The following is a 19,986-nucleotide window of genomic DNA, read 5'->3' on the forward strand; positions in this document are numbered from 1 at the left end:
TATGTCACACCAGTCCGAATTGATTAGCACTGATATCACTGCATACCTTGCGCAACACGAGCGCAAGGAACTCCTGCGCCTGTTGACCTGCGGCAGCGTTGATGACGGCAAGAGCACCCTGATTGGTCGACTGCTGCACGACTCCAAGATGATCTATGAGGATCAGCTGGCCGCCATTCAGAAAGACAGCCTCAAAGTCGGCACGACCGGCGGCAAACTCGATCTGGCGCTGCTGGTCGATGGTCTGCAGGCAGAGCGTGAACAGGGCATCACCATCGATGTTGCCTATCGGTATTTTTCGACTTCAAAACGAAAATTCATTATCGCCGACACGCCCGGTCACGAGCAGTACACGCGCAACATGGCCACAGGTGCGTCAACCTGTGACCTGGCGGTCATCCTGATCGACGCTCGCCATGGCGTTCAGGTTCAGACCCGACGCCACAGCTTCATCACCTCGCTGCTGGGGATCAAGCACATCGTTGTGGCAGTGAACAAGATGGACCTGGTCGACTACAGCCAGGACGTTTTTGAAAAAATCCGCGCCGACTATCTGAAGTTTTCCGAAAAACTGAAACCGGCCGAGTTTCACTTTATACCGATGTCAGCACTGGATGGCGACAATGTCGTCAACCCCAGCGCCAACATGGCCTGGTACGAAGGCCCGACATTGATGAACCTGCTGGAGAATGTTCAGATCACCGAGAATCGGAACTATGAAGACTTCCGCTATCCGGTTCAGTATGTCAATCGCCCCAACCTTAACTTCAGAGGCTTCTGTGGCACAGTAGCGTCAGGTGTCGTTCGTAAGGGCGACGAGATTATAGTGCTGCCATCACGCAAGAAGAGTCGTATCAAATCGATTGTGACCTTTGAAGAAGAACTGGAGCTGGCACACTCTGATATGGCGATCACACTGACCCTGGAGGACGAAATCGACGTCAGCCGCGGCGACATGATCGTGCATCGGGACAACATGCCTACAGTGGCCGAAGAGTTTGATGCCACGGTAGTATGGATGACCGAAGACGCATTACTGCCAGGCAAGATGTATGACTTTAAACTGGGTACAAAAACGGTCAGCGGCCGAGTCAATACCATCAAACACCAGATTGATGTCAACACATTGGAAGAGAGTCCGGCCCCGGCACTGGAACTGAACGAAATCGGCGTGTGCGATGTATCGGTAGATCAGCCGGTGTGCATCGACAGTTATGATCGCAATCGCAATACCGGCTCATTCATCGTCATCGATCGCCTCACCAATGTCACAGTCGGCGCGGGCATGATCAATCTGGATGCGGCCGCCGCCAAACGCCGCAAGCGCAGTGGAATTACTCACGTTACCCGTGAAGAGCGTTCAGCACGCTACGGTCAGAAACCGGCAACGGTCATGTTCATCGGTGTCTCCGGTGCCGGCAAGTCAACACTGGCTCACGGCCTGGAACGTCGTCTGTTCGACATGGGAAGGGTCAGCACGGTGCTGGACGGTAAGGCCATGCGACTGGGTATCAGCAAAGACCTGCCACATGACGCAGAGGGCCGCGCTGAGAACCTGCGCCGCAGTGCGCATATCGCCCGCTTCATAAACGACTCGGGACTGATCTGCTGTGCCGCTTTCGTCGCGCCAAACCCGGATTCACGTGAGCATGCGGTCAGTGTCATTGGCAAGGACAACTGCTACATCGTCTATCTGAATCCGCCCATTGAGGTCTGCCAGCAGCGTGACCCCAGCGGTATCTACGCAGCTGCAGAGGCAACAGGATCAGCCGATATCCCTGGCATCTCCTTCCCTTACTCGCCACCTGAAACGGTCGAGCTGGAACTGGATACCGCCAGCCTCAGCGTCGATGAATGCCTGGATCAGGTGCTGGATATGATGCGCGACAAAGGTATTCTTAACGGCCGCTAAACCGGATTATCGATGTCGATAAACTGATGGCTAACGTCGAACTGCTGGGCGATCCATTCGCCCAGCGCCTGGACGCCATAGCGCTCGGTGGCGTGATGTCCGGCAGCGAAATAGTGGATACCGTGCTCACGGGCCATATGAACAGTAGGTTCGGAAATCTCGCCTGATATGAAGGCGTCTGCACCGATCTCAACCGCCCTCTCGATATACGACTGCGCGGCGCCCGTACACCAGGCGATGCGTCGGATTGGACGGTCTGCCATATCCCGCCCGGCGCCGCTCAATAAAGACTGTGGCGCGATGTGCAATGGCTCACGCTGCAGTGCTTCATGAATGCGCGCTCGCAGCGATTCGCCGGTCATGGGGGTCTCCAGCTCGCTGTACAGGCCCATCGGTTGTCTGTTGATTTTGGTGAGCTCGCCACTGACAGGCAAACCCAGCACGGCTGCCAGCTTTGTGTTGTTGCCCAGCTCAGGATGTGCGTCCAGCGGTAAATGGTAAGCCACCAGGTTGATGTCGTGTTCCAGCAGCAGGCGCACCCGCCGCTGTTTCAGACCTGTAATGACAGACGACTCGCCACGCCAGAAATAACCGTGGTGCACCAGCAGCAGATCTGCGCCGGCCGCGGCAGCCGCTTCGATCATTGCCTGACTGGCTGTCACACCCGATACAACATGCCGAATCTGGTCTTTTCCCTCAACCTGCAGTCCGTTTGGGCAATAATCATTGAACTGGTCCGTCTTCAGCAGAGAGTCCAGTTCTTTGAGCAGGGTGCGGCGATCTATCGGCATAACGATTTACCTTCACTTAATGGGTTTTTATTCGCATAATGCGCAACTATATGAAAAGTTTTTTGCAGTTTATCAGTTGGCCCACATTCGTTGGTGTACTGCTGGCACTTGTGCTGCTGCAATACCAGCAAATTCGCCAATTGTCGGTTCGAATCGACGAACTGGCACTGCAGTCCCAGGCACAGATTTCTCAGCCTGCTCCCGCCCAGTCGACGACATCTCACGCCAGTGCTGTCGCCAAAGCATCACCGTCGGTTGTCAGCATTCACTCAACAATTCGCGAGCAGATTCAACTTCCGCCTGTCGAGGAATTGCCTGCGGCGCTACGTGATTTACTGCAGAATCTGCCATCGGAACGTCTCTGGGACAGCCTTGGCTCAGGCGTTGCCATCAGCGACCAGGGGCATATTCTCACAGCTTTGCATGTTATTGAAGGCGCCGAGGATATTGAGGTCCACTTCAACAATTCCCAGGGCAGGAACATCACCGCCCGGGCTCGCCTGCTGGGTGCCGACGCTGACAGTGATCTTGCCCTTTTACAGGTGGACAGCGCAGAACTGCCTCCTGCTGTGCCGATTGGATCTTCGGACGACGTCAATGTGGGCGACACTGTCCTGACGATAGGATATCCGCGGCGCGACCTGATGAATCAGAAATCGGTATCCGCCGGCGTTGTCAGCGCCCTGGGTATCCCCAGGGACGGCCTTCCCATCGTGGAATATATACAGACCGATGCGGCCATGAATTATGGCAACTCCGGCGGCGCCCTGATAAATGCCAATGGTGAGCTGATTGGCATCAACTCCTTTATATATTCTCAATCTGGCGGCTCTGACGGTATTGGCTTCGCGGTGCCAATCAACAAAGCCATGATTGTGGTGGAGCAGCTACGCCAGCAGGGCGTATTTACACCTGGCTATCTTGGCGTCATTACCGGCGAGCTGCTCAATGACGAAACCAGTAATACCTTTTTCGGTACGCCAGATATTGAGGGTTTGCTGATTGAGCAGGTTGACGCCAACAGCCCCGCAGAACAGGCTGGTATTCAGGCCGGGGATGTCATGACACATATCGATGGTCAGGCCATTGAAAGTGTTATCGGCGCGATCGAGCAGATCAACCGCAAGCCGCCAGGGGAACAGGTTGTCCTGACACTTTACCGTGCCGGCGAGTCTGTCGACAGAACAGTGACGCTGGGAACCGGCACTGCCCAGTACCGGACCCGTCTGGACTCACAATAAGGCAGCCTTTCTGGTGTGCGCCGGCACCGGCGCTCAGCCTCTGACTTAAGACTGATCGGACGAATGGCGGCCAGGAATACGCCAGGCGGCAGACAGCGCATGCGCCTGCAGGCGTTCATTGAGCGCCAGCGTTTCTGCCACCGGCGCCAGCGCTGCCGCACCGTGTGGAGAACACTTCAGAATGGAACTGCGTTTCTGAAAGTCGTAAACACCCAGTGGTGAAAAGAATCTTGCGGTACCCGAGGTCGGCAGGACGTGACAGGGTCCGGCACAATAATCTCCCAGCGCTTCCGGCGTGTGACGCCCCATGAAAATGGCACCAGCATGCCGTACACCCGGCAGCCACTGATCCGGATCTTCGACCGACAACTCCAGATGCTCAGGTGCAATCTCGTTGCAGATTGCCAGCGCCGTTTCTTTGTCCGGGGCGTAGATCAATGCACCTCGATTGCCCATGGACGTTGCAATGATGTCGCGCCGCTCCATCGTCGGCAGTAGCCGTGCGATACTGGCGCTGACTGCATCGAGAAAATCTTTGTCTGTACTGATCAGAATGGACTGTGCCTGTTCATCGTGCTCGGCCTGTGAGAACAGGTCCATCGCGATCCAGTCGGGGTCAGTCTGTCCATCACAGACCACGGTTAATTCGGATGGGCCGGCTATCATGTCGATACCCACTTCACCGAAAACCTGTTTTTTGGCAGCCGTCACAAAAACATTACCCGGCCCGGTAATCTTGTCGACTCTCGGTATGGTCTGCGTGCCGAATGCCAGCGCGGCAATTGCCTGCGCACCGCCGATGGTAAACAGGCGATCAACACCGGCCACTGCCGCAGCCGCAAATATCAGGCGGCCATCACCACCGGCATCTGCACCGTAGGCAGTAGGTACAACGGCAATCACTTCTTCCACGCCTGCCACCTTGGCAGGGATGGCGTTCATCAGCACTGATGAGGGATAGTTCGCCTTGCCACCTGGCACATACAGACCTGCTCTATCCAGGGCGACGACGTGTTGACCATAGACCGAACCGTCCTCTTCCTCGTACTGCCAGGATGGTTGCCGCTGACGCTCGTGATAACGACGGATGCGCTCTGCAGCCACCTGAAGCGCGTCCGCCTGTTCAGTGTCCAGAGCATCCAGAGCTGCCTGCATCTGCTCGCGGCTAACTTCCAGATCTGAGACGCTGCCAACATCGCGGCGATCGAATCGACGCGTATATTCGAGCACAGCCTCATCACCACGCGTTCTGACCTGCAATAGAATTTCGGCCACCGTATCACTGACAGTTTTGTCTTCAATCATGCGCCGGTCAAGAAGCGCTGTCAGGATCTCGTGAAAATCAGCCTGACCCGCATCAAGCCGGCGAACACTCAGCGATGTTGGCTCAGTTGCATCACTCATGATTTTTCCCCTGCTTCCACAGCCGCGCGAAGCCTTTCCAGCAGATCCGAGACAGCTGCGTGCTTCATTTTCATGGCAGCCTTGTTCACAATCACCCGCGAGCTGATGTTGGCGATCAGCTCCAGCGGCTCCAGGCCATTGGCTTTCAGCGTATTGCCACTATCCACAATATCAACGATCCAGTCAGCCAGACCCATGGACGGTGCCAGCTCCAGAGCGCCATTGAGTTTGATGATATCTGTCTGTAGCCCCTGGTCAGCAAAATAGCGGCGCGCAATGTTCACAAACTTACTGGCTACACGCACTCGATCAGTCGGCGCCGGCGCGCCAACCGGTGCAGCTGTCATGAGTCGACAACGCGAGATTTTCAGATCCAGCGGCTCGTAGAAAGCGCCTTCACCATGCTCCATCAGCAGGTCCTTGCCAACCACACCGAGGTCTGCACTACCAAACTCCACATAGGTAGGAACATCAGAGCCGCGCACGATCATGATGTGCAAATCGGGGCGGTTGGTCTCGAACAGCAGCTTGCGACTGGTGGTGTGATCCTCCAGCATCTCGATTCCCGCAGCTGCCAGCAAGGGCAGGGTTTCCTGCAGTATTCGTCCTTTGGTCAAGGCCATGACCAGCGATTGGCCCTTGTTGTCTTTCATCATGCGTTCCTTATGGCAGGCGACGGATCCTCGCGCCCAGTAATTGCATTTTTTCTTCAATACATTCGTAACCGCGATCAATATGGTAGATCCTGTCTACCAGCGTTTCATTGTCAGCAACCAGTCCAGCGATGACCAGGCTGGCAGAGGCACGCAGATCCGTTGCCATGACGGGTGCGCCACGCAAGGTCGGAACACCAGTGATGGTGACAGTATTGCCCTGGACCTGCATGGATGCTCCCATCCGGTTCATTTCATGCACGTGCATGAAGCGGTTTTCGAAAACAGTTTCGGTAATGATCCCCACACCTGATGCGACAGCGTTCATCGCTGCAAACTGGGCCTGCATGTCGGTTGGGAAGGCCGGATGTGGAGCGGTACGCAGCGACACTGCTTTTGGACGTTTTCCATGCATGTCGAGCTCAATCCAGTCCTCGCCCACCTGAATCTGGGCACCCGCTTCCTCCAGCTTCAACAACACCGCCTCGAGTATGCCTGGCACCGTGTCCTTGACTCGCACACGGCCGCGTGTCGCGGCGGCGGCTACCAGATAGGTACCAGTTTCAATTCTGTCGGGCATGACGGAATAACTGCAGCCATGCAGACGGGGTTTGCCGCTGACCACGATGGTGTCAGTTCCGTGCCCCTTGATCTCGGCACCCATTGCAATCAGGCAATTGGCCAGATCAACAACTTCAGGTTCCTTGGCGGCATTCTCAATGATCGTCTGCCCGTCGGCCAGGGTAGCCGCCATCAATACGTTTTCTGTACCAGTGACGGTGACCAGATCGAAGAAAATTCTGGCCCCCTTAAGGCGGCCATCAACCGAAGCCTTTATATAACCGTCTTCGACGACGATATTGGCACCCATTTTCTGCAGGGCCTGAATATGCAGGTTGACCGGCCGGCTGCCGATGGCACAGCCTCCTGGCAAAGCGACCTCTGCCTGGCCGAAGTGCGCCAGCATGGGCCCCAGGACCAGAATTGAAGCCCGCATGGTTTTGACAAGCGCATAGGGCGCGCTGAGTTTGCTCACTGTTGATGCATTGACTTCTACAGTCAGCGTCTCGTCCAGCATGGGTTCTATACCCATGCTGCCCAGCAGCTCCAGCATTGTGGTGATATCGTACAAATGCGGCAGATTGCTGATTTTGACTGTCTCGTCTGTCAACAGCGTCGCCGCCAGAATTGGCAATGCAGAGTTTTTGGCGCCCGCTGCACGGATTTCACCGCTAAGACTGACACCGCCCTGAATCAAGAGCTTGTCCATGAAAGGTCCCGTTAAGAGGAAAGGGTTGGATCAGGCGGCAGCGGCTTCGGCCGGTGTCATCAGTCGCATGGTCACCGCATGCACCGCGCCGCTTTGAATGTGCGGGTTAAGATGCTGATACACCAGTTGCTGACGCTTTACAGCGCCGAGACCCGAGAACACGTCTCCCACCGCAATAACCTGGAACTTGCCTGCCCCGCCATCCACTGTGATCTGGCAATCCGGCAGGGCAGCACTCAACAGCTCTGAAATATACTGTGCATCTAAACTCATTCGAAAACCTCTAACGGCGTGACCGGGGTCGGGACCTTACTGCCACGCCTCAATAACTGCGTCGATATCATTGTTGTTGCGCGCCATCAGCGCGGCAAACTGGGTATGGTACTGTCTGCGCAGGTTGATCCCGCCAACAAACAGGTTGCGCAGTTTCCACTCGCCCTGATCGTCTTTGAACAGCGCGTACTGCAGTTCTATCCGGGCTCCTTCGGAGTTGATCTGCATGCGCACGTTGGTCGGCGCATTGGGATCTTCCGGTGGATCCTGAGGTGGCAGATAAGTGAGTTCCTGACCACCGTATTCAACCAGGGCAGAACCGTAGAAACGCGTCAGGGTGCTGCGCAGTTTCTCTCCGAACGCTGTGAGCTGCGCGTCAGTGGCGTCTTCCGAAAATCTAGCCATCACGCCGCGTGCAACTTCACGAAAGTCCACAAACTTGCCGACTTCCTCCTCAATTCCCGCGTAGTAGCGAGCCGGGTCGGATTCAAAATAAGGTCTTAGTTCTTCGACTCGCCCTAAAAGATCGTTTACCGACTGCTCGGCAGCTTCAACCGCAGACAGCTGATCGTTCTGGGCCAGTGCTGGCGACAGCGCTACCAGTGATACCGCAGTCAGCAGTGACATTAAATATTGACGCATGTTCGATTTCATCTCTGTTCTCCTTCCTGGCCCGTGCGGGCTGACGAGACGCGTGGTAACGGTCGTTTTCCACAGCGTTGCAGTGTACCTCAAATGAGAAAGACTATAAATTACTACTTGCAATGCAGGGTGTTACTCCGTCTAATGGGCGGCCCAGACACAGCCTGCGTTCATCGTTTTTTGGTGCCATCAGCAGCTGGACAGTATGCAATTAACTGGAATTTCTATCCTGCAACCTCAACTATGCTCGTAAACATTTTGATAATCTGCCTTGGATTTGCCGGCCTGATATGGGGTGCCGACAAATTCGTTTTCGGCGCTTCGGCATTCGCCCGCAATATGGGCATACCACCCCTGGTCATCGGCCTGACAATCGTCGCTTTCGGCACTTCAGCACCCGAAATTTTTTCTTCCGCCGCATCTGCACTGGCAGGCGAGCCGGAACTGGCTATTGGCAACGCTATTGGTTCCAATATATTCAATCTAGGCATCGCGCTCGGCGTAGCGCTTGTCATCAAACCAATTACTCCACCAAAATCGCTGGCCCGCAAAGAACTGCCAGCGCTGATTCTGGTCAGTGTTATTTGCGGCCTGCTGATGTTCAATCGTTATATCGGGCCCATCGACGCACTTCTGTTGATTGCAGTGGTGACGTTTTTCATCTGGAAGTTATTCCGTGGTCATCGCAAGGGCGAGGAAGAGGCGATTGAAGAGGAAGAGATTCCAGACAATGTCAGTACCGGCAAGGCGCTGGGGTTCCTGTTGCTGGGGCTGGCACTGCTGATTGTCAGTGCCGAATATCTGGTTGACGCCTCCATTGAAATCGCCGCCATTCTCGGTGTCACCTCCGGCATTATCGGCCTGACGCTGGTCGCACTGGGTACCAGTCTTCCCGAGCTGGCCGCGACCGTCACCTGTGCACTGCGTGGACACCACGAACTGGCAGTTGGCAATATCATCGGCTCCAACATCCTCAATATCCTGGTTGTACTGCCATTCCCCGGCCTGCTGGCCGCTGGGTATTTCGACAGCTCCCTGCTGACACGTGATTACGTTGCCATGATGGTACTGACCGCCCTGCTGGTCGCGCTGTGTTATCCAGCCATCCGCGCCCGGCGCCAGCTGGGACGCCTCAGCGGGCTGGCATTCATAATGCTTTACCTGGCATGGTTCGGCATAATGTATTATCAGATTCACTAGACTGGCGAGAATTCCATGGCCGACCCCCAATCACTGATCGACAGTGCGTTGCGCACTATTCGTATTGAACATGATGCGATCGCGGCACTTCTGCCGCGCATCGACGAGGCTTTCGCACGCGCCTGCCAGATCATGCTCGACTGCGAAGGCCGAATTGTTGTCACCGGCATGGGCAAATCCGGCCACATCGCCCGCAAAATAGCTGCCACCCTGTCCAGCACGGGCACTCCAGCCATGTTTGTGCACCCGGCGGAGGCCAGCCACGGCGATCTCGGCATGATTACCGGCAAGGACGTGCTGCTGGCACTGTCGAATTCCGGCACCACCGAGGAACTGGTAAACATCCTGCCGCTGATCAAACGCAAGGGTGTTCCCTTTATCAGTATGACCGGAAATCCTCACTCAAGTATGGCAACCACCGCTACCGTCAATATTGATGCCAGCGTGACCAAAGAGGCCTGCCCGCTGGGACAGGCCCCGACCGCCAGTACGACCGTCGCGCTGGTTCTTGGCGACGCACTGGCGATGGCACTGCTGGAGGCCAAAGGGTTTACCGAAGAGGATTTTGCATTTTCACACCCGGGCGGTCGTCTGGGTCGACGCCTGTTGCTCAAAGTCAGGGATATCATGCACAGTGGTGACAGTATCCCCAGGGTCAAGGCTGGCACCCTGCTGAAGGACGCGCTGTTTGAAATAAGCAGCAAAGGGCTGGGTATGACCACGGTTGTTGACGACAGTGGCAGGCTGCAGGGAGTTTTTACCGATGGCGACCTGCGACGGACCCTGGATGCCGGCAAGGACATTACCCGCACCCTTATCACCGATGTCATGTCCGTTAACGGCAAAACTGTGTCCGTGGATGCCATGGCTACTGAAGCTGCCAGACTGATGGAAGAGAACCGAATCTATACACTGGTGGTGCTGGATGACAATCAACAGTTGAGCGGCATCATTCGTATGCACGACCTGCTGCAGGCCAATGTGGTCTAGGAGTACCGATGAAGTTTCTGACCGACTCTGCCGATGCCACTCGCCGCGCAGCCAGCATATCGCTGCTGTTGCTTGATGTGGACGGCATCCTGACCAATGGCCAGCTCTACTTTGGCGATCAGGGCGAGATTTTCAAAGCATTCAATACGCTGGACGGCCATGGCATAAAGCTGTTGCAGGCCAATGGTATTCGTGTCGGCATCGTATCCGGCCGCCACTCGCAGGCCCTTTCCACACGTGCCAGCGCTTTGGGCATCACCCTGATCAAAAGCGGACGCGAAGACAAGCTGACTGCCACTCGCGAGCTCTTGTCAGATCACCCCTGTGACTTTGAACACATTGCTTTCATGGGTGACGACCTGCCCGACCTGCCGGTCATGATGCGCTGCGGACTGGCAATTACTGTCCCCAATGCACATCCCAGCATTATCGAACGCGCGCACCTTTGCACAGACGGTGGCGGCGGCACCGGTGCAGTTCGCGAGGTGGCGGACTTTCTGCTTCAGGCGGCAGGCAAGTATGACGCCATCATCGCTGCCTGCGAGAGCGGACAGGATTCCTGATGCGTGCGCTGCGATACCTGATAAATCGACTGATTTCATTGCGCCTGAAAGGCTGGCTGGTGGCGCTGGCCCCAGCCGTTCTGCTGGCATGGCTGATGACTGGCGATCTGGATGTTTCCAATCCCGACCAGAGCAGCTCTCAGGTGCAACTGCCGTCGGGCGAACAGTACGAGGGATTCGGCCGTGACATTCACAGCCGTGTATACAATGACAGCGGCGAGCTGGAGTACACGATCGGAGCAGAAGCCCAACGCCTGTACACTGACGAGGTGACAGAGCTCGATTACCCTATGATCCGGATGTTTCAGCAGGGCCAGGAACGCTGGAATATATCCGCGGTATCAGGCAGAATTCGAGCCTCGTCGGGCGGCGATATTCAGGAACTGGAACTTCGGGACTCAGTTCAGGTGCGCCACCAGATGGGTGCCGATGATGCCATACAGGTGCAGACTGCCTGGCTAATAGTCGAACCGCAGGCCGAGCGGCTGTATACCGACGCGCAGGTACTGATCAACGGCAATCGCATCGAACAGCGTTCTATGGGCCTGCGGGCCAATTTCTCACTGGATTCACTGGAATTTTTATCAGATGTCGAAGGACGTTTTACAGACATATCACCGTAAACAGGCACGCCAGTCGCGACGGCCTGCTGTGCTTTCCAGCGTGAAAGCACTGTCCTTTGGCGTGTGCCTCACACTTATGCTGCCTGCATTTTCGGCCATGGCACCCACTGACAGTGGTGAAGACATCCGATACCACTCTGATGGCGGTGGCAGTATCGAAACCGAAGGGAATGTCCGAACCACCACCCTGCGCGAGAACGTTCGCATCCAGCAGGGCATGGTGACGATCTTCGGCAACACAGCCAGTCTGATACAGAACACTCAAACCGGTGAGCTGATTCGCGTCACCGTGGCCGGGGAACCCGCGCGCTTCACGCGTGAAGCACCACTGGCGTCGGAGACGATCACCGGTAGCAGTGACACCATCATCTATTACAACGAGCCAGGCGCCACGGTCGAGACGCTGCTGTCCGTGGTGGAATTTGTGGGCGACGCCAGCTTTACCCGCGGCGGCACGGCGCTGGAGTGCTCGGAAATCAAACATGTCATTGAAACAGCGGCAACGGACTCACCCGGCCCCTGCAGCGGCGTGTTTGCACCCGATGAAACATCTGACGACGATTCGGCGGGCAACTGATGGATCTGCTGAGCGCCAGCCATCTAGCCAAGTCCTACAAGGGTCGCCAGGTTGTCCGGGATGTATCCCTGACTGTAAACAGCGGTCAGATTGTTGGTCTGCTTGGCCCCAATGGTGCAGGCAAGACTACATGTTTTTACATGATCGTGGGCCTGGTAAATGCCGATAAAGGCAGGATCAGCATCAATGATCAGGACCTGACCGGGCTGCCCATTTTTGCCAGAGCGCGCCTGGGGCTGGGTTATCTCCCTCAGGACTCCTCCATTTTTCGCAACCTGACGGTGGCCGATAACATCATGGCCATTCTGGAAACACGCAAGGAACTGAGTGCCCAGCAGCGCGCAGAAAAGCTGGAAAGCCTGATTCAGGAATTCCACATCAATCACATTCGCGACAATAAGGGCATGAGCCTGTCCGGCGGTGAGCGCCGCAGGACTGAAATTGCCCGGGCGCTGGCTACCGACCCACGCTTCATCCTGCTGGATGAGCCATTTGCCGGTGTTGACCCCATATCGGTCAGTGACATCAAGTCCATTATTCAACACCTGAAGGATCGTGGCATCGGTGTGCTGTTGACTGACCACAACGTTCGTGAAACGCTGGACATCTGTGAGAAAGCTTATATTGTCAGCGATGGTGGCATTATTGCCGAGGGTGACGCCCAACAGATACTTGCCAACCAGCGTGTGCGCGATGTGTACCTGGGCAAGAATTTCCAGATCTGACCATCAAATGTCGTGACAAAATCTTGAAAATCCCACTCAATATCGGCATGATGTTTGCTTTAATTAACCGGCCCACATCTGGCCCAGTAATTCACGAGACCGAACCCGTTCTAGCGATGCGCCTGATGTCATGAAGATTTCGCTCCAGCTCAAACTCGGTCAACAGCTGACCATGACCCCCCAGCTGCAACAGGCAATTCGCCTGCTGCAACTGTCGACGCTTGACCTTCAGAACGAGATTCACGAGGCACTGGAATCAAATCCAATGCTGGAGGTAGATGAGTCTCCCGACAGCGATAGCAGCGATAGTTACGAGAACAGCGATAACACTGATAAGGCCAATGGTGCTGATGAAGCAACCGACTCACGCACCTACGAGGAGCGCCAGAACGCCTTCGACGAGGTCACTGCGGCCACACCTTCCAATACCGACAGCGATACTGGCGAAGCCGGCTGGGAGGAACACATTCCCGAGCAGCTTTCTGTGGATACCAACTGGGATGATATTTACCAGACCACCTACTCCACGGGCAGCCCGATGGCAGACACGGATGATTTCGAATCACGTGACTCCGCCTCAGAAACTCTGCAGGACCACCTCAACTGGCAATTGAACCTTACCAACATGTCGGATACCGACCGGCTGATTGGCATGGCAATCATTGATGCCATTGATGCCAACGGCCAGCTGTCGCTGAGCGTTGAGGCCATTCACGAAGGCCTGATGGATGATATCGAAGAGCTGGAAGAGGATGAGGTACTCGCCGTATTGCATCGCATTCAGCAGTTCGACCCGGTGGGGGTCGCCTACCGCGACCTGTCGGAATGCCTTTTGATCCAGTTAAATCAGGTCCCGTCCGAACTCGAGACCGATCCCGTGCGGCACGCCAAGATACTGGTGCGGGACTACCTGGCCCTGTTGGGCAATCGGGACTACGCCCAGATCATGCGGCTCACACGCTTGAAAGAGCCGGAGCTGCGCGATGCGATTGCCATCATCGAAAAACTTAATCCACGTCCGGGCGCCGATATCGCACCATCCAGCGCCACCTACGTTATCCCTGATGTGATTGTCAGCAAAGACACCCGCAGCGGGCGCTGGCGTGTCGAGCTCAATCCGGAAACAGCGCCCAAGCTGCGTATCAACGCCGATTACGCAGCGCTGGTCAAACGTTCCGATAACAGCTCCGACAACAACTATCTGCGCGACAACCTGCAGGAGGCACGCTGGTTCCTCAAGAGCCTGCAAAGTCGTAACGAGACACTGCTGAAAGTAGCCTCGCGCATTGTCGAGCATCAGCAGGGTTTCCTGGAGCAGGGCGAAGAGGCCATGAAACCGCTGGTCCTGCATGACATTGCCGAAGCAGTAGAGATGCATGAATCAACCATCTCCCGGGTAACCACTCAAAAATACATGCACACGCCGCGCGGGATATTCGAGCTCAAGTACTTTTTCTCCAGTCACGTCAGTACCGCTGGCGGAGGCGAATGCTCATCAACCGCGATACGCGCACTGATCAAAAAGCTGGTTGCTGGCGAAAACCCGCGCAAACCACTCAGCGACAGCAAAATCACTCAGTTGCTGGAAGACCAGGGCATTAATGTCGCCCGCCGGACAATCGCCAAATATCGCGAATCCCTGTCCATCCCCCCTTCCAATGAACGCAAGCGGCTGGTCTGACACCTTGCCAGTCCGCTCGGCGCACGTTGCCAGCGCCTGCCCAAGGCACTAGAATGGCGGCTCTGGAAAACAGGACACAGCAATGCAATTAAGCAGCATACTTACCCCGGAACGCGCCCTGTGCAACCTGCCGGGTGTCAGTAAGAAACGATTTCTGACCACGATCAGTGAAACCATCGCAGAAACCACGCCCAACCTGTCGGCTGACGCTATCTACACCGCATTGCTGGCACGTGAGCAGTTGGGCAGCACCGGTATTGGCAATGGTATTGCCATTCCCCACTGTCGCGTTTCCGAATGCACAACAATCACCGGTACCCTGGTAAAGCTGGATGAGGGCATCGATTTCGATGCCGTCGATTCACAACAGGTCGATCTGCTTTTTGTACTGATCGTGCCGGCCGAGGAAACCGATGAACATCTGCGCGTGCTTAGCGCACTGGCACGCCTGTTCCATCAGGATGAATTCTGTCAGGCTCTGCGGGGCGCTCGCAGCAATCAGGAACTGTACGACATCGCCGTACGATTTGATCAGGAACAACAGGCTTAAGCCTGACAGTTGACCCAACGATTCATTGAAGCAGGCTGTGAGACGTCGTGAAACTCTTGATTATCAGTGGTCGCTCCGGCTCGGGAAAAAGTACCGCCCTCAATATGCTCGAGGATCATGGTTATTACTGTATTGATAACCTGCCTGCCAGCCTGCTACAGGCATTTGTGTCGCGCATTTGCCGCGACACACCCGAACTGCCCCGCGTTGCTGTCAGTATTGACGCGCGCAATATTCCTGAAGACCTGAAGAACGTCCCGCAGATCCTGCACGAGCTGCAGCTGTCGGCGCTCAATATTGAAATCATTTTCCTTGATGCCAACAGCCCGACGCTGATCAAGCGATTCAGCGAAAGCCGCCGGCGTCACCCGCTTACCAGCAACACGGTTGGATTGCGCGAGGCCATCATTCAGGAGCGCGAATTGCTGGAGCCCATTTCCGCTATGGCCGGGCTGTCGATCGACACCAGTACAATGTCGGTACATCAGCTGCGTGAAGTCGTTCGTTCACGAATTCTCGAAAAAAAGGATTCATCGCTGTCCGTGATGTTTGAATCATTTGGCTTCAAGAATGGTGTGCCGATTGATGCCGACTTTGTATTTGACGCCAGGTGCCTGCCCAATCCGTATTGGGACAGCCAGCTGCGCCCTCTCAGTGGGCTGGATGCACCTGTCGCCGATTACCTGAGCAATGAGCCGGATGTGCAGGCACTGCTGCAGGATATTGAGGCATTTCTGGATCGGTGGCTGCCACGCTTTGAAGCCAGCAATCGCAGCTATATGACTGTTGCAATCGGCTGCACAGGCGGCCAGCACCGATCTGTATTCCTGTGTGAACAGCTGAAACTGGCTTTTGCCGACAAGATCAACAATCTGCAGGTTCTCCATCGAGAGCTGCGACGACGTCAGGACAACACCAACGCAACATGATCGAATCGACCATCACTATCTGTAACAAGGCGGGTCTGCATGCCCGTGCCGCCTCCAAACTGGTTGGCGTCGTAAACAAGTACCAGAGCAAGGTGCACATCGGCAACGAAAAGCTTGTTGATGCACACAGCATTCTGTCATTGATGATGCTCGCTGCCGGCAAAGGCACCACATTGCGAATCGTGGTTGATGGCGATGACGAATCAGCGGCACTGGAAGACATCGTGGCGCTGGTAAACAACCGATTTGAAGAAGGCGAGTGAGCGATAGCGTGACTGATTACAACGAATCCCCCTGGGATGACGACAACGAGACAGAGAGCAAGACCCGCCGCAAGCAGCGCATGACCGAGCTGCAGAAAATGGGTGCGGAACTGATGACTCTGAACAAGCGCCAGCTGGATCTTATTGATCTGCCCGAGAATCTGTTGTCGGCTATGCGAGAATACCAGCGCCTGCCTAACCGCCACGAAGCCAAACGCCGACAGATGCAGTTCATTGGCAAACTGATGCGTGCCGCCGACCACGATGCTATCCGTGAAGCACTGGACAAACTGCGTGCGCCTGATCGTCAGGAAATGCGCCGGGCCCAACAGATTGAAGCCTGGGGCGAGCGTTTGCTGCAGGGCGACGATGAGACGGTCGAGGCATTTCTGGCTGAATGGCAGCATGCCGAACGTCAGCCGCTCAGGCAATTACTTAGAAATTGCACCGATGCTGGTGTGAAACCTTTGTCAGCGTCTGAGGAAACTGGCTCCGCAAAGGCCGCGATGGAAAACACTCCGGAGGCAGACAGCTCCTCTCCTGCGGTGGTCGCCGCAAGAAAAGCCCGCCGTCGCCTTTTCGACTACCTGGGTCAGGTCATTGTCTGACGTCTGGTGACCATGCCAGAAAACTCCATCTGTCTGCGTATTCCAGGATCAGGGCATTCACAGCCCCCGCTGGCGAGTGGCCCTCGCCCTCCGCGGCATATAACCAGGCTGTAGCCTTGTCACCATGACGACGCTGCAACGCGGCAATCAGTTTGTAACTGTGCGCAGGCGCAACAATGTCATCACCAGGCCGTGCGACCGTCAGAACTGGCGGCAGTAAAGTCGGTGAATTCTCGCGAGTCAGTGCCTGGTGGTAGGAAGAATTGGCAAGCTGCCATTCTCTTGACTGCTCAACACCGGGGTCACCGTATTCCGCCACCCAGGACGGCGACCCTCCCAGTCGCAGAAAGGACGGCAGGTCATGCAACCCTGAATCGGCAACAACCGAACTAAAGACATCAGGCGCCTTTAACATGGCCATGGTGACCAGCAGCGCACCATGGCTGCGCCCCATCGCGGATACCTTGTTCCCTTGCGTCTGCAAAGCTGACGCTACATGGACAAACTCATCAACAGCCTGAGGCAGATCACCAGCAGGCCCCACGACGACGTAATGTCCACCAGCCAGCAGCCACACATAACGAGCAATGGAGAACCCCAACTCGATTGGCGCACCGAAACCACCATAGGTTTCGACCAGCACATGATTATTGATGTCCGGAATCTGCGAATCAGCATCCGTTTCTTTCTGAGGGGAAACCACAAAGTACGGGACAGTGCCATTCTCGCCTGCTGAATGGCCCATGCTGGACAATTCAAGCCTGACATCCAGATCAGCGGCAGGTGGCATATCCTGGCTCAGCAACTTCGTATTACCCGTGCTCAGGTCCAGCAAGGTCGCCTGCGGCGGTACGGTCAGGCCACTATAGGCCAGCAATAACTGCTGGGGCTCTATGGCGCGCATTCGATCAAGTCGCACCGGTTCTGGCAGTGCCACCTGCCCCACTATTACGCCATCCAGGCGTTGCTGGTAGAGCAACGATTGTCCATGGCGAAGGTATTCCACAAGGAAAACGTCGCCCACGACCTGCACGGAGGACAGCTGGGCGTTTTCGAGTGGCGCATCCAAGGACAGGGGTCGCAGCGCAGTATCCGCCAGAGAGGCCGTGTAAATGACACGATCACCAGCCGGTCGACGCCTTTCACGACGATAAAAAATAAACTCATCGCCAATCGCGCCGGCAAACCATAAGCCGACATCGTCGCCCTGCCAGAACCCGTCGCCTCGAACGGGCATACCGGTAATCCAGCGCGCCAGTTGAGTGCCGGAGCGATCGGCCAGCAGTGTCAGGCGATGGCGACCTTGATGCGATTCAGCAACAATGACCCGCTCGGACTGCGGTACCGGCAGCAAAGCCTCAATAACCCAGCCTTCCTCAGGCTGATATACCGTCGCGCTGTTTGCTGAGTCTGATGGTGTAGATCGCAGCTGATGATAATAAAGCGACTGAGCATCGCTGCTCCAGACCCCGTCCTGACTGCCAGCCCAGGCGGCAAGAACCGGGTTCTGACCGTTTGCACTCAATGCCAGACTGTCACCCGAATCGACAAAACCAACATGCCAGGCGTCAGCCAGTTGCAACAGGACTGCCGACCCATTCGCATTCACCGATACCGAGCGCCAGCTGTCAGATGTCACACCAGCGACTGGCGGCAAAGTCTGTCCAGCAGCAGCCACATCAAATGAGTTGCGGGATGCATCGCCGGGTGCCGGCAGCTCAGACCAGTAGAGTTCGTAATGGTCCTGCATGCCTGGATTGAAATAATAGAAATAACGTTGCCCGGCGACAGCAACTGCCTGAATGCGGGCATAGTCCCAGCTTTGAGCCATCAATCGCTGCCATTGCTCACGGCTGGGCAGTCTGGACAGCATTTCAACGGTGCGTGCCTGCTGAACCTGGCGCCAGGCCCGGCTTTGCCCGTTATCTGTCTCAAGCCACCGAAAGGGGTCGGCTGTCGGCTGTGCGCTGATGGATTCAGACAGCAGCACCATAGCAAGCGCCATGATCCGCAGCACGATCGCGCCAGCGCCGTTATGACGGTACTTTCCCGGCACTCTCAGCAGAACATGCTCTGGTTGATGATGCCCGCACCCCATGCTGTGTCACCTTCAGTGCTTGAACAGCGCCAGCAGGGTCTCACGCAACCAGCGATGTGACGGGTCGCTGTCCGACTGGCGGTGCCAGTAAAGGTGCAAGTCCAGGGGCATGGTTTCGAAGGGAAGTTTGCGCAATGTCAGCTGGTATTGGGACGCCAGGTAACGTGGGACGGTCAGTACCAGATCGGTGCCACGCACCACTTCGGCAGCGACCCGGTAGTGCTGAACTCGCAGTTGGATGCGACGTTCAGCCTGATGGCGCAGCAGGGCCATATCGACCTGCCCCAGTCCCCTTCGACGGCTCGACACATGGATATGACTCAGGGCGAGGTAAGCATCCAGTGTCAGTGGCTGCTGTGACATGGGATGGTCGGGGCGCATGGCACACACATAGTCATCCTTGATCAAGGACTGGTGTGACACCTGGGTATCTTCTATCAGGGGTACATCGACAGCAAAGTCCAGCTCACCTCGTGACAACTGACGTACAATCTCGTGACGCTTGGTATAGTAGCTCTGCAGTGACAGGTGTGGCGCATGCTGCTCGAAATGCGGAAACAGCCTGGGCAGGATGACCGCCTCGGCCAGATCCGTCATGCTGAAATGATAGGTACGTTCTGCAGAATCCGGTGAAAAGTCCTCGCGCTCAAGAACACTCGCATTCAACATCCCCAATGCAGCAGAGATGTTCTGGGCAATACTGTCTGCTACAGGCGTCGGCAACATGCCTTTCGAGGTGCGAACAAAAAGCTCGTCGTTGAACACTCGTCGCAGCCGCGACAGTGCATTACTGACCGCCGGCTGGGTGATCGACAGAGCCTTCGCGGCCTGAGTCAGATTACGCTCGGTATAGATCGTGTCAAATACCAGAAACAGATTAAGATCCAGCTTTTTCAGAGCACGGCCCCCTTTTATTGTCGCAGTCGCCAGTCCTTGTGCTGTTTCCAGGCTTGAGACCTATGTGTGACTTGCCCTGCTTTATGTATTATTCTC

At 55.9% G+C, this 19,986-nt stretch carries 21 protein-coding genes; 13 read left to right on the plus strand and 8 right to left on the minus strand.

From position 1 onward, the window contains the following. The first annotated feature begins 1 nt into the window (after position 1). Entirely contained in the window at positions 2-1,912 is a 1,911-nt protein-coding gene (gene cysN / locus QGM61_RS12270) for a sulfate adenylyltransferase subunit CysN (RefSeq protein ID WP_237134848.1), read from the plus strand. Here cysN and QGM61_RS12275 read toward each other — a convergent pair. Continuing rightward, positions 1,909-2,703, minus strand: coding sequence for a Nif3-like dinuclear metal center hexameric protein (locus QGM61_RS12275; protein WP_237134849.1), 795 nt, complete (start codon positions 2,701-2,703; stop codon positions 1,909-1,911). The genes cysN and QGM61_RS12275 overlap by 4 nt on opposite strands. A 50-nt stretch (positions 2,704-2,753) precedes the next feature. Here QGM61_RS12275 and QGM61_RS12280 point away from each other — a divergent pair, with 50 nt between their 5' ends. Beyond that, entirely contained in the window at positions 2,754-3,944 is a 1,191-nt protein-coding gene (locus tag QGM61_RS12280; RefSeq protein WP_237134850.1) for a S1C family serine protease, read from the plus strand. 45 nt (positions 3,945-3,989) lie between these two features. On the opposite strand, the gene hisD is transcribed toward QGM61_RS12280, so the two are convergent. From hisD to QGM61_RS12305, 5 genes are read right to left on the minus strand one after another with little or no spacing between them, the layout of a single operon-like run. Continuing rightward, positions 3,990-5,348: a histidinol dehydrogenase gene (gene hisD / locus QGM61_RS12285; protein WP_237134851.1), complete on the minus strand. Its 1,359-nt coding sequence runs from the start codon at positions 5,346-5,348 to the stop codon at positions 3,990-3,992. Continuing rightward, a complete protein-coding gene (gene hisG, locus QGM61_RS12290; protein ID WP_237135004.1) occupies positions 5,345-6,001 on the minus strand; it encodes an ATP phosphoribosyltransferase in 657 nt (218 codons plus the stop codon). The genes hisD and hisG overlap by 4 nt, the downstream gene beginning before the upstream one ends. A 10-nt stretch (positions 6,002-6,011) precedes the next feature. Next, positions 6,012-7,271, minus strand: coding sequence for a UDP-N-acetylglucosamine 1-carboxyvinyltransferase (murA, locus tag QGM61_RS12295; RefSeq protein WP_237134852.1), 1,260 nt, complete (start codon positions 7,269-7,271; stop codon positions 6,012-6,014). Positions 7,272-7,301: 30 nt separating this feature from the next. Then, a complete protein-coding gene (locus QGM61_RS12300; protein WP_237134853.1) occupies positions 7,302-7,544 on the minus strand; it encodes a BolA family protein in 243 nt (80 codons plus the stop codon). Positions 7,545-7,580: 36 nt separating this feature from the next. Continuing rightward, positions 7,581-8,198 carry a phospholipid-binding protein MlaC gene (locus QGM61_RS12305; protein ID WP_237134854.1) on the minus strand — a complete coding sequence of 206 codons (618 nt, stop codon included), beginning with the start codon at positions 8,196-8,198 and terminating at the stop codon, positions 7,581-7,583. 231 nt (positions 8,199-8,429) lie between these two features. On the opposite strand from QGM61_RS12305, the gene QGM61_RS12310 reads away from it, so the two are divergent. The 11 genes from QGM61_RS12310 (at position 8,430) to yjgA (ending at position 16,895) form a co-directional block, all read left to right on the plus strand. Continuing rightward, entirely contained in the window at positions 8,430-9,386 is a 957-nt protein-coding gene (locus tag QGM61_RS12310; RefSeq protein WP_237134855.1) for a calcium/sodium antiporter, read from the plus strand. A gap of 15 nt (positions 9,387-9,401) precedes the next feature. Then, positions 9,402-10,376 (plus strand): SIS domain-containing protein, encoded by a 975-nt coding sequence (locus tag QGM61_RS12315; RefSeq protein WP_237134856.1) that lies wholly within the window; start codon positions 9,402-9,404, stop codon positions 10,374-10,376. 8 nt (positions 10,377-10,384) lie between these two features. Next, a complete protein-coding gene (locus QGM61_RS12320; protein WP_237134857.1) occupies positions 10,385-10,939 on the plus strand; it encodes a KdsC family phosphatase in 555 nt (184 codons plus the stop codon). Next, on the plus strand, positions 10,939-11,562 hold the full coding sequence (gene lptC, locus QGM61_RS12325; RefSeq protein WP_237134858.1) for an LPS export ABC transporter periplasmic protein LptC: 624 nt from the start codon (positions 10,939-10,941) through the stop codon (positions 11,560-11,562). The genes QGM61_RS12320 and lptC overlap by 1 nt, the downstream gene beginning before the upstream one ends. Further along, the gene (locus tag QGM61_RS12330) at positions 11,528-12,139 is read left to right on the plus strand and encodes an LptA/OstA family protein (protein WP_281133165.1); all 612 of its coding nucleotides are present in this window, start codon (positions 11,528-11,530) and stop codon (positions 12,137-12,139) included. Before lptC ends, QGM61_RS12330 begins: the two co-directional genes overlap by 35 nt. Further along, positions 12,139-12,864 carry an LPS export ABC transporter ATP-binding protein gene (gene lptB, locus QGM61_RS12335; RefSeq protein WP_237134860.1) on the plus strand — a complete coding sequence of 242 codons (726 nt, stop codon included), beginning with the start codon at positions 12,139-12,141 and terminating at the stop codon, positions 12,862-12,864. Before QGM61_RS12330 ends, lptB begins: the two co-directional genes overlap by 1 nt. Positions 12,865-12,994: 130 nt before the next feature. Further along, positions 12,995-14,545 (plus strand): RNA polymerase factor sigma-54, encoded by a 1,551-nt coding sequence (locus tag QGM61_RS12340; protein ID WP_281133166.1) that lies wholly within the window; start codon positions 12,995-12,997, stop codon positions 14,543-14,545. An 82-nt stretch (positions 14,546-14,627) separates the two neighbouring features. Further along, entirely contained in the window at positions 14,628-15,095 is a 468-nt protein-coding gene (gene ptsN, locus QGM61_RS12345; protein ID WP_237134862.1) for a PTS IIA-like nitrogen regulatory protein PtsN, read from the plus strand. Positions 15,096-15,142: 47 nt separating this feature from the next. Further along, entirely contained in the window at positions 15,143-16,024 is an 882-nt protein-coding gene (gene rapZ / locus QGM61_RS12350; RefSeq protein WP_237134863.1) for an RNase adapter RapZ, read from the plus strand. Further along, positions 16,021-16,287, plus strand: coding sequence for an HPr family phosphocarrier protein (locus QGM61_RS12355; RefSeq protein ID WP_237134864.1), 267 nt, complete (start codon positions 16,021-16,023; stop codon positions 16,285-16,287). Before rapZ ends, QGM61_RS12355 begins: the two co-directional genes overlap by 4 nt. Before the next feature lie 8 nt (positions 16,288-16,295). After that, positions 16,296-16,895, plus strand: coding sequence for a ribosome biogenesis factor YjgA (gene yjgA, locus QGM61_RS12360; protein ID WP_281133167.1), 600 nt, complete (start codon positions 16,296-16,298; stop codon positions 16,893-16,895). Here the strand turns inward: yjgA and QGM61_RS12365 are convergent. Both QGM61_RS12365 and QGM61_RS12370 read right to left on the minus strand, forming a co-directional pair. Further along, complete coding sequence (locus QGM61_RS12365; RefSeq protein WP_281133168.1) at positions 16,885-18,993, minus strand: prolyl oligopeptidase family serine peptidase; 2,109 nt, start codon at positions 18,991-18,993, stop codon at positions 16,885-16,887. The genes yjgA and QGM61_RS12365 overlap by 11 nt on opposite strands. A 12-nt stretch (positions 18,994-19,005) precedes the next feature. Continuing rightward, positions 19,006-19,890: a LysR family transcriptional regulator gene (locus QGM61_RS12370; protein WP_281133221.1), complete on the minus strand. Its 885-nt coding sequence runs from the start codon at positions 19,888-19,890 to the stop codon at positions 19,006-19,008. Positions 19,891-19,986: the final 96 nt, after the last annotated feature.

The sequence above is a fragment of the Pseudohongiella sp. SYSU M77423 genome (assembly GCF_029911965.1).
GTDB lineage: Bacteria > Pseudomonadota > Gammaproteobacteria > Pseudomonadales > Pseudohongiellaceae > Pseudohongiella.

Excerpts from the sequence above, each read along its gene's own strand:
- cysN (WP_237134848.1), top strand. The coding sequence starts at position 2 with ATGTCACACCAGTCCGAATTGATTAGCACTGATATCACTGCATACCTT.
- QGM61_RS12275 (WP_237134849.1), bottom strand. The coding sequence starts at position 2,703 with ATGCCGATAGATCGCCGCACCCTGCTCAAAGAACTGGACTCTCTGCTG.
- QGM61_RS12280 (WP_237134850.1), top strand. The coding sequence starts at position 2,754 with ATGAAAAGTTTTTTGCAGTTTATCAGTTGGCCCACATTCGTTGGTGTA.
- hisD (WP_237134851.1), bottom strand. The coding sequence starts at position 5,348 with ATGAGTGATGCAACTGAGCCAACATCGCTGAGTGTTCGCCGGCTTGAT.
- hisG (WP_237135004.1), bottom strand. The coding sequence starts at position 6,001 with ATGAAAGACAACAAGGGCCAATCGCTGGTCATGGCCTTGACCAAAGGA.
- murA (WP_237134852.1), bottom strand. The coding sequence starts at position 7,271 with ATGGACAAGCTCTTGATTCAGGGCGGTGTCAGTCTTAGCGGTGAAATC.
- QGM61_RS12300 (WP_237134853.1), bottom strand. The coding sequence starts at position 7,544 with ATGAGTTTAGATGCACAGTATATTTCAGAGCTGTTGAGTGCTGCCCTG.
- QGM61_RS12305 (WP_237134854.1), bottom strand. The coding sequence starts at position 8,198 with ATGAAATCGAACATGCGTCAATATTTAATGTCACTGCTGACTGCGGTA.
- QGM61_RS12310 (WP_237134855.1), top strand. The coding sequence starts at position 8,430 with ATGCTCGTAAACATTTTGATAATCTGCCTTGGATTTGCCGGCCTGATA.
- QGM61_RS12315 (WP_237134856.1), top strand. The coding sequence starts at position 9,402 with ATGGCCGACCCCCAATCACTGATCGACAGTGCGTTGCGCACTATTCGT.
- QGM61_RS12320 (WP_237134857.1), top strand. The coding sequence starts at position 10,385 with ATGAAGTTTCTGACCGACTCTGCCGATGCCACTCGCCGCGCAGCCAGC.
- lptC (WP_237134858.1), top strand. The coding sequence starts at position 10,939 with ATGCGTGCGCTGCGATACCTGATAAATCGACTGATTTCATTGCGCCTG.
- QGM61_RS12330 (WP_281133165.1), top strand. The coding sequence starts at position 11,528 with ATGTCGAAGGACGTTTTACAGACATATCACCGTAAACAGGCACGCCAG.
- lptB (WP_237134860.1), top strand. The coding sequence starts at position 12,139 with ATGGATCTGCTGAGCGCCAGCCATCTAGCCAAGTCCTACAAGGGTCGC.
- QGM61_RS12340 (WP_281133166.1), top strand. The coding sequence starts at position 12,995 with ATGAAGATTTCGCTCCAGCTCAAACTCGGTCAACAGCTGACCATGACC.
- ptsN (WP_237134862.1), top strand. The coding sequence starts at position 14,628 with ATGCAATTAAGCAGCATACTTACCCCGGAACGCGCCCTGTGCAACCTG.
- QGM61_RS12355 (WP_237134864.1), top strand. The coding sequence starts at position 16,021 with ATGATCGAATCGACCATCACTATCTGTAACAAGGCGGGTCTGCATGCC.
- QGM61_RS12365 (WP_281133168.1), bottom strand. The coding sequence starts at position 18,993 with ATGGGGTGCGGGCATCATCAACCAGAGCATGTTCTGCTGAGAGTGCCG.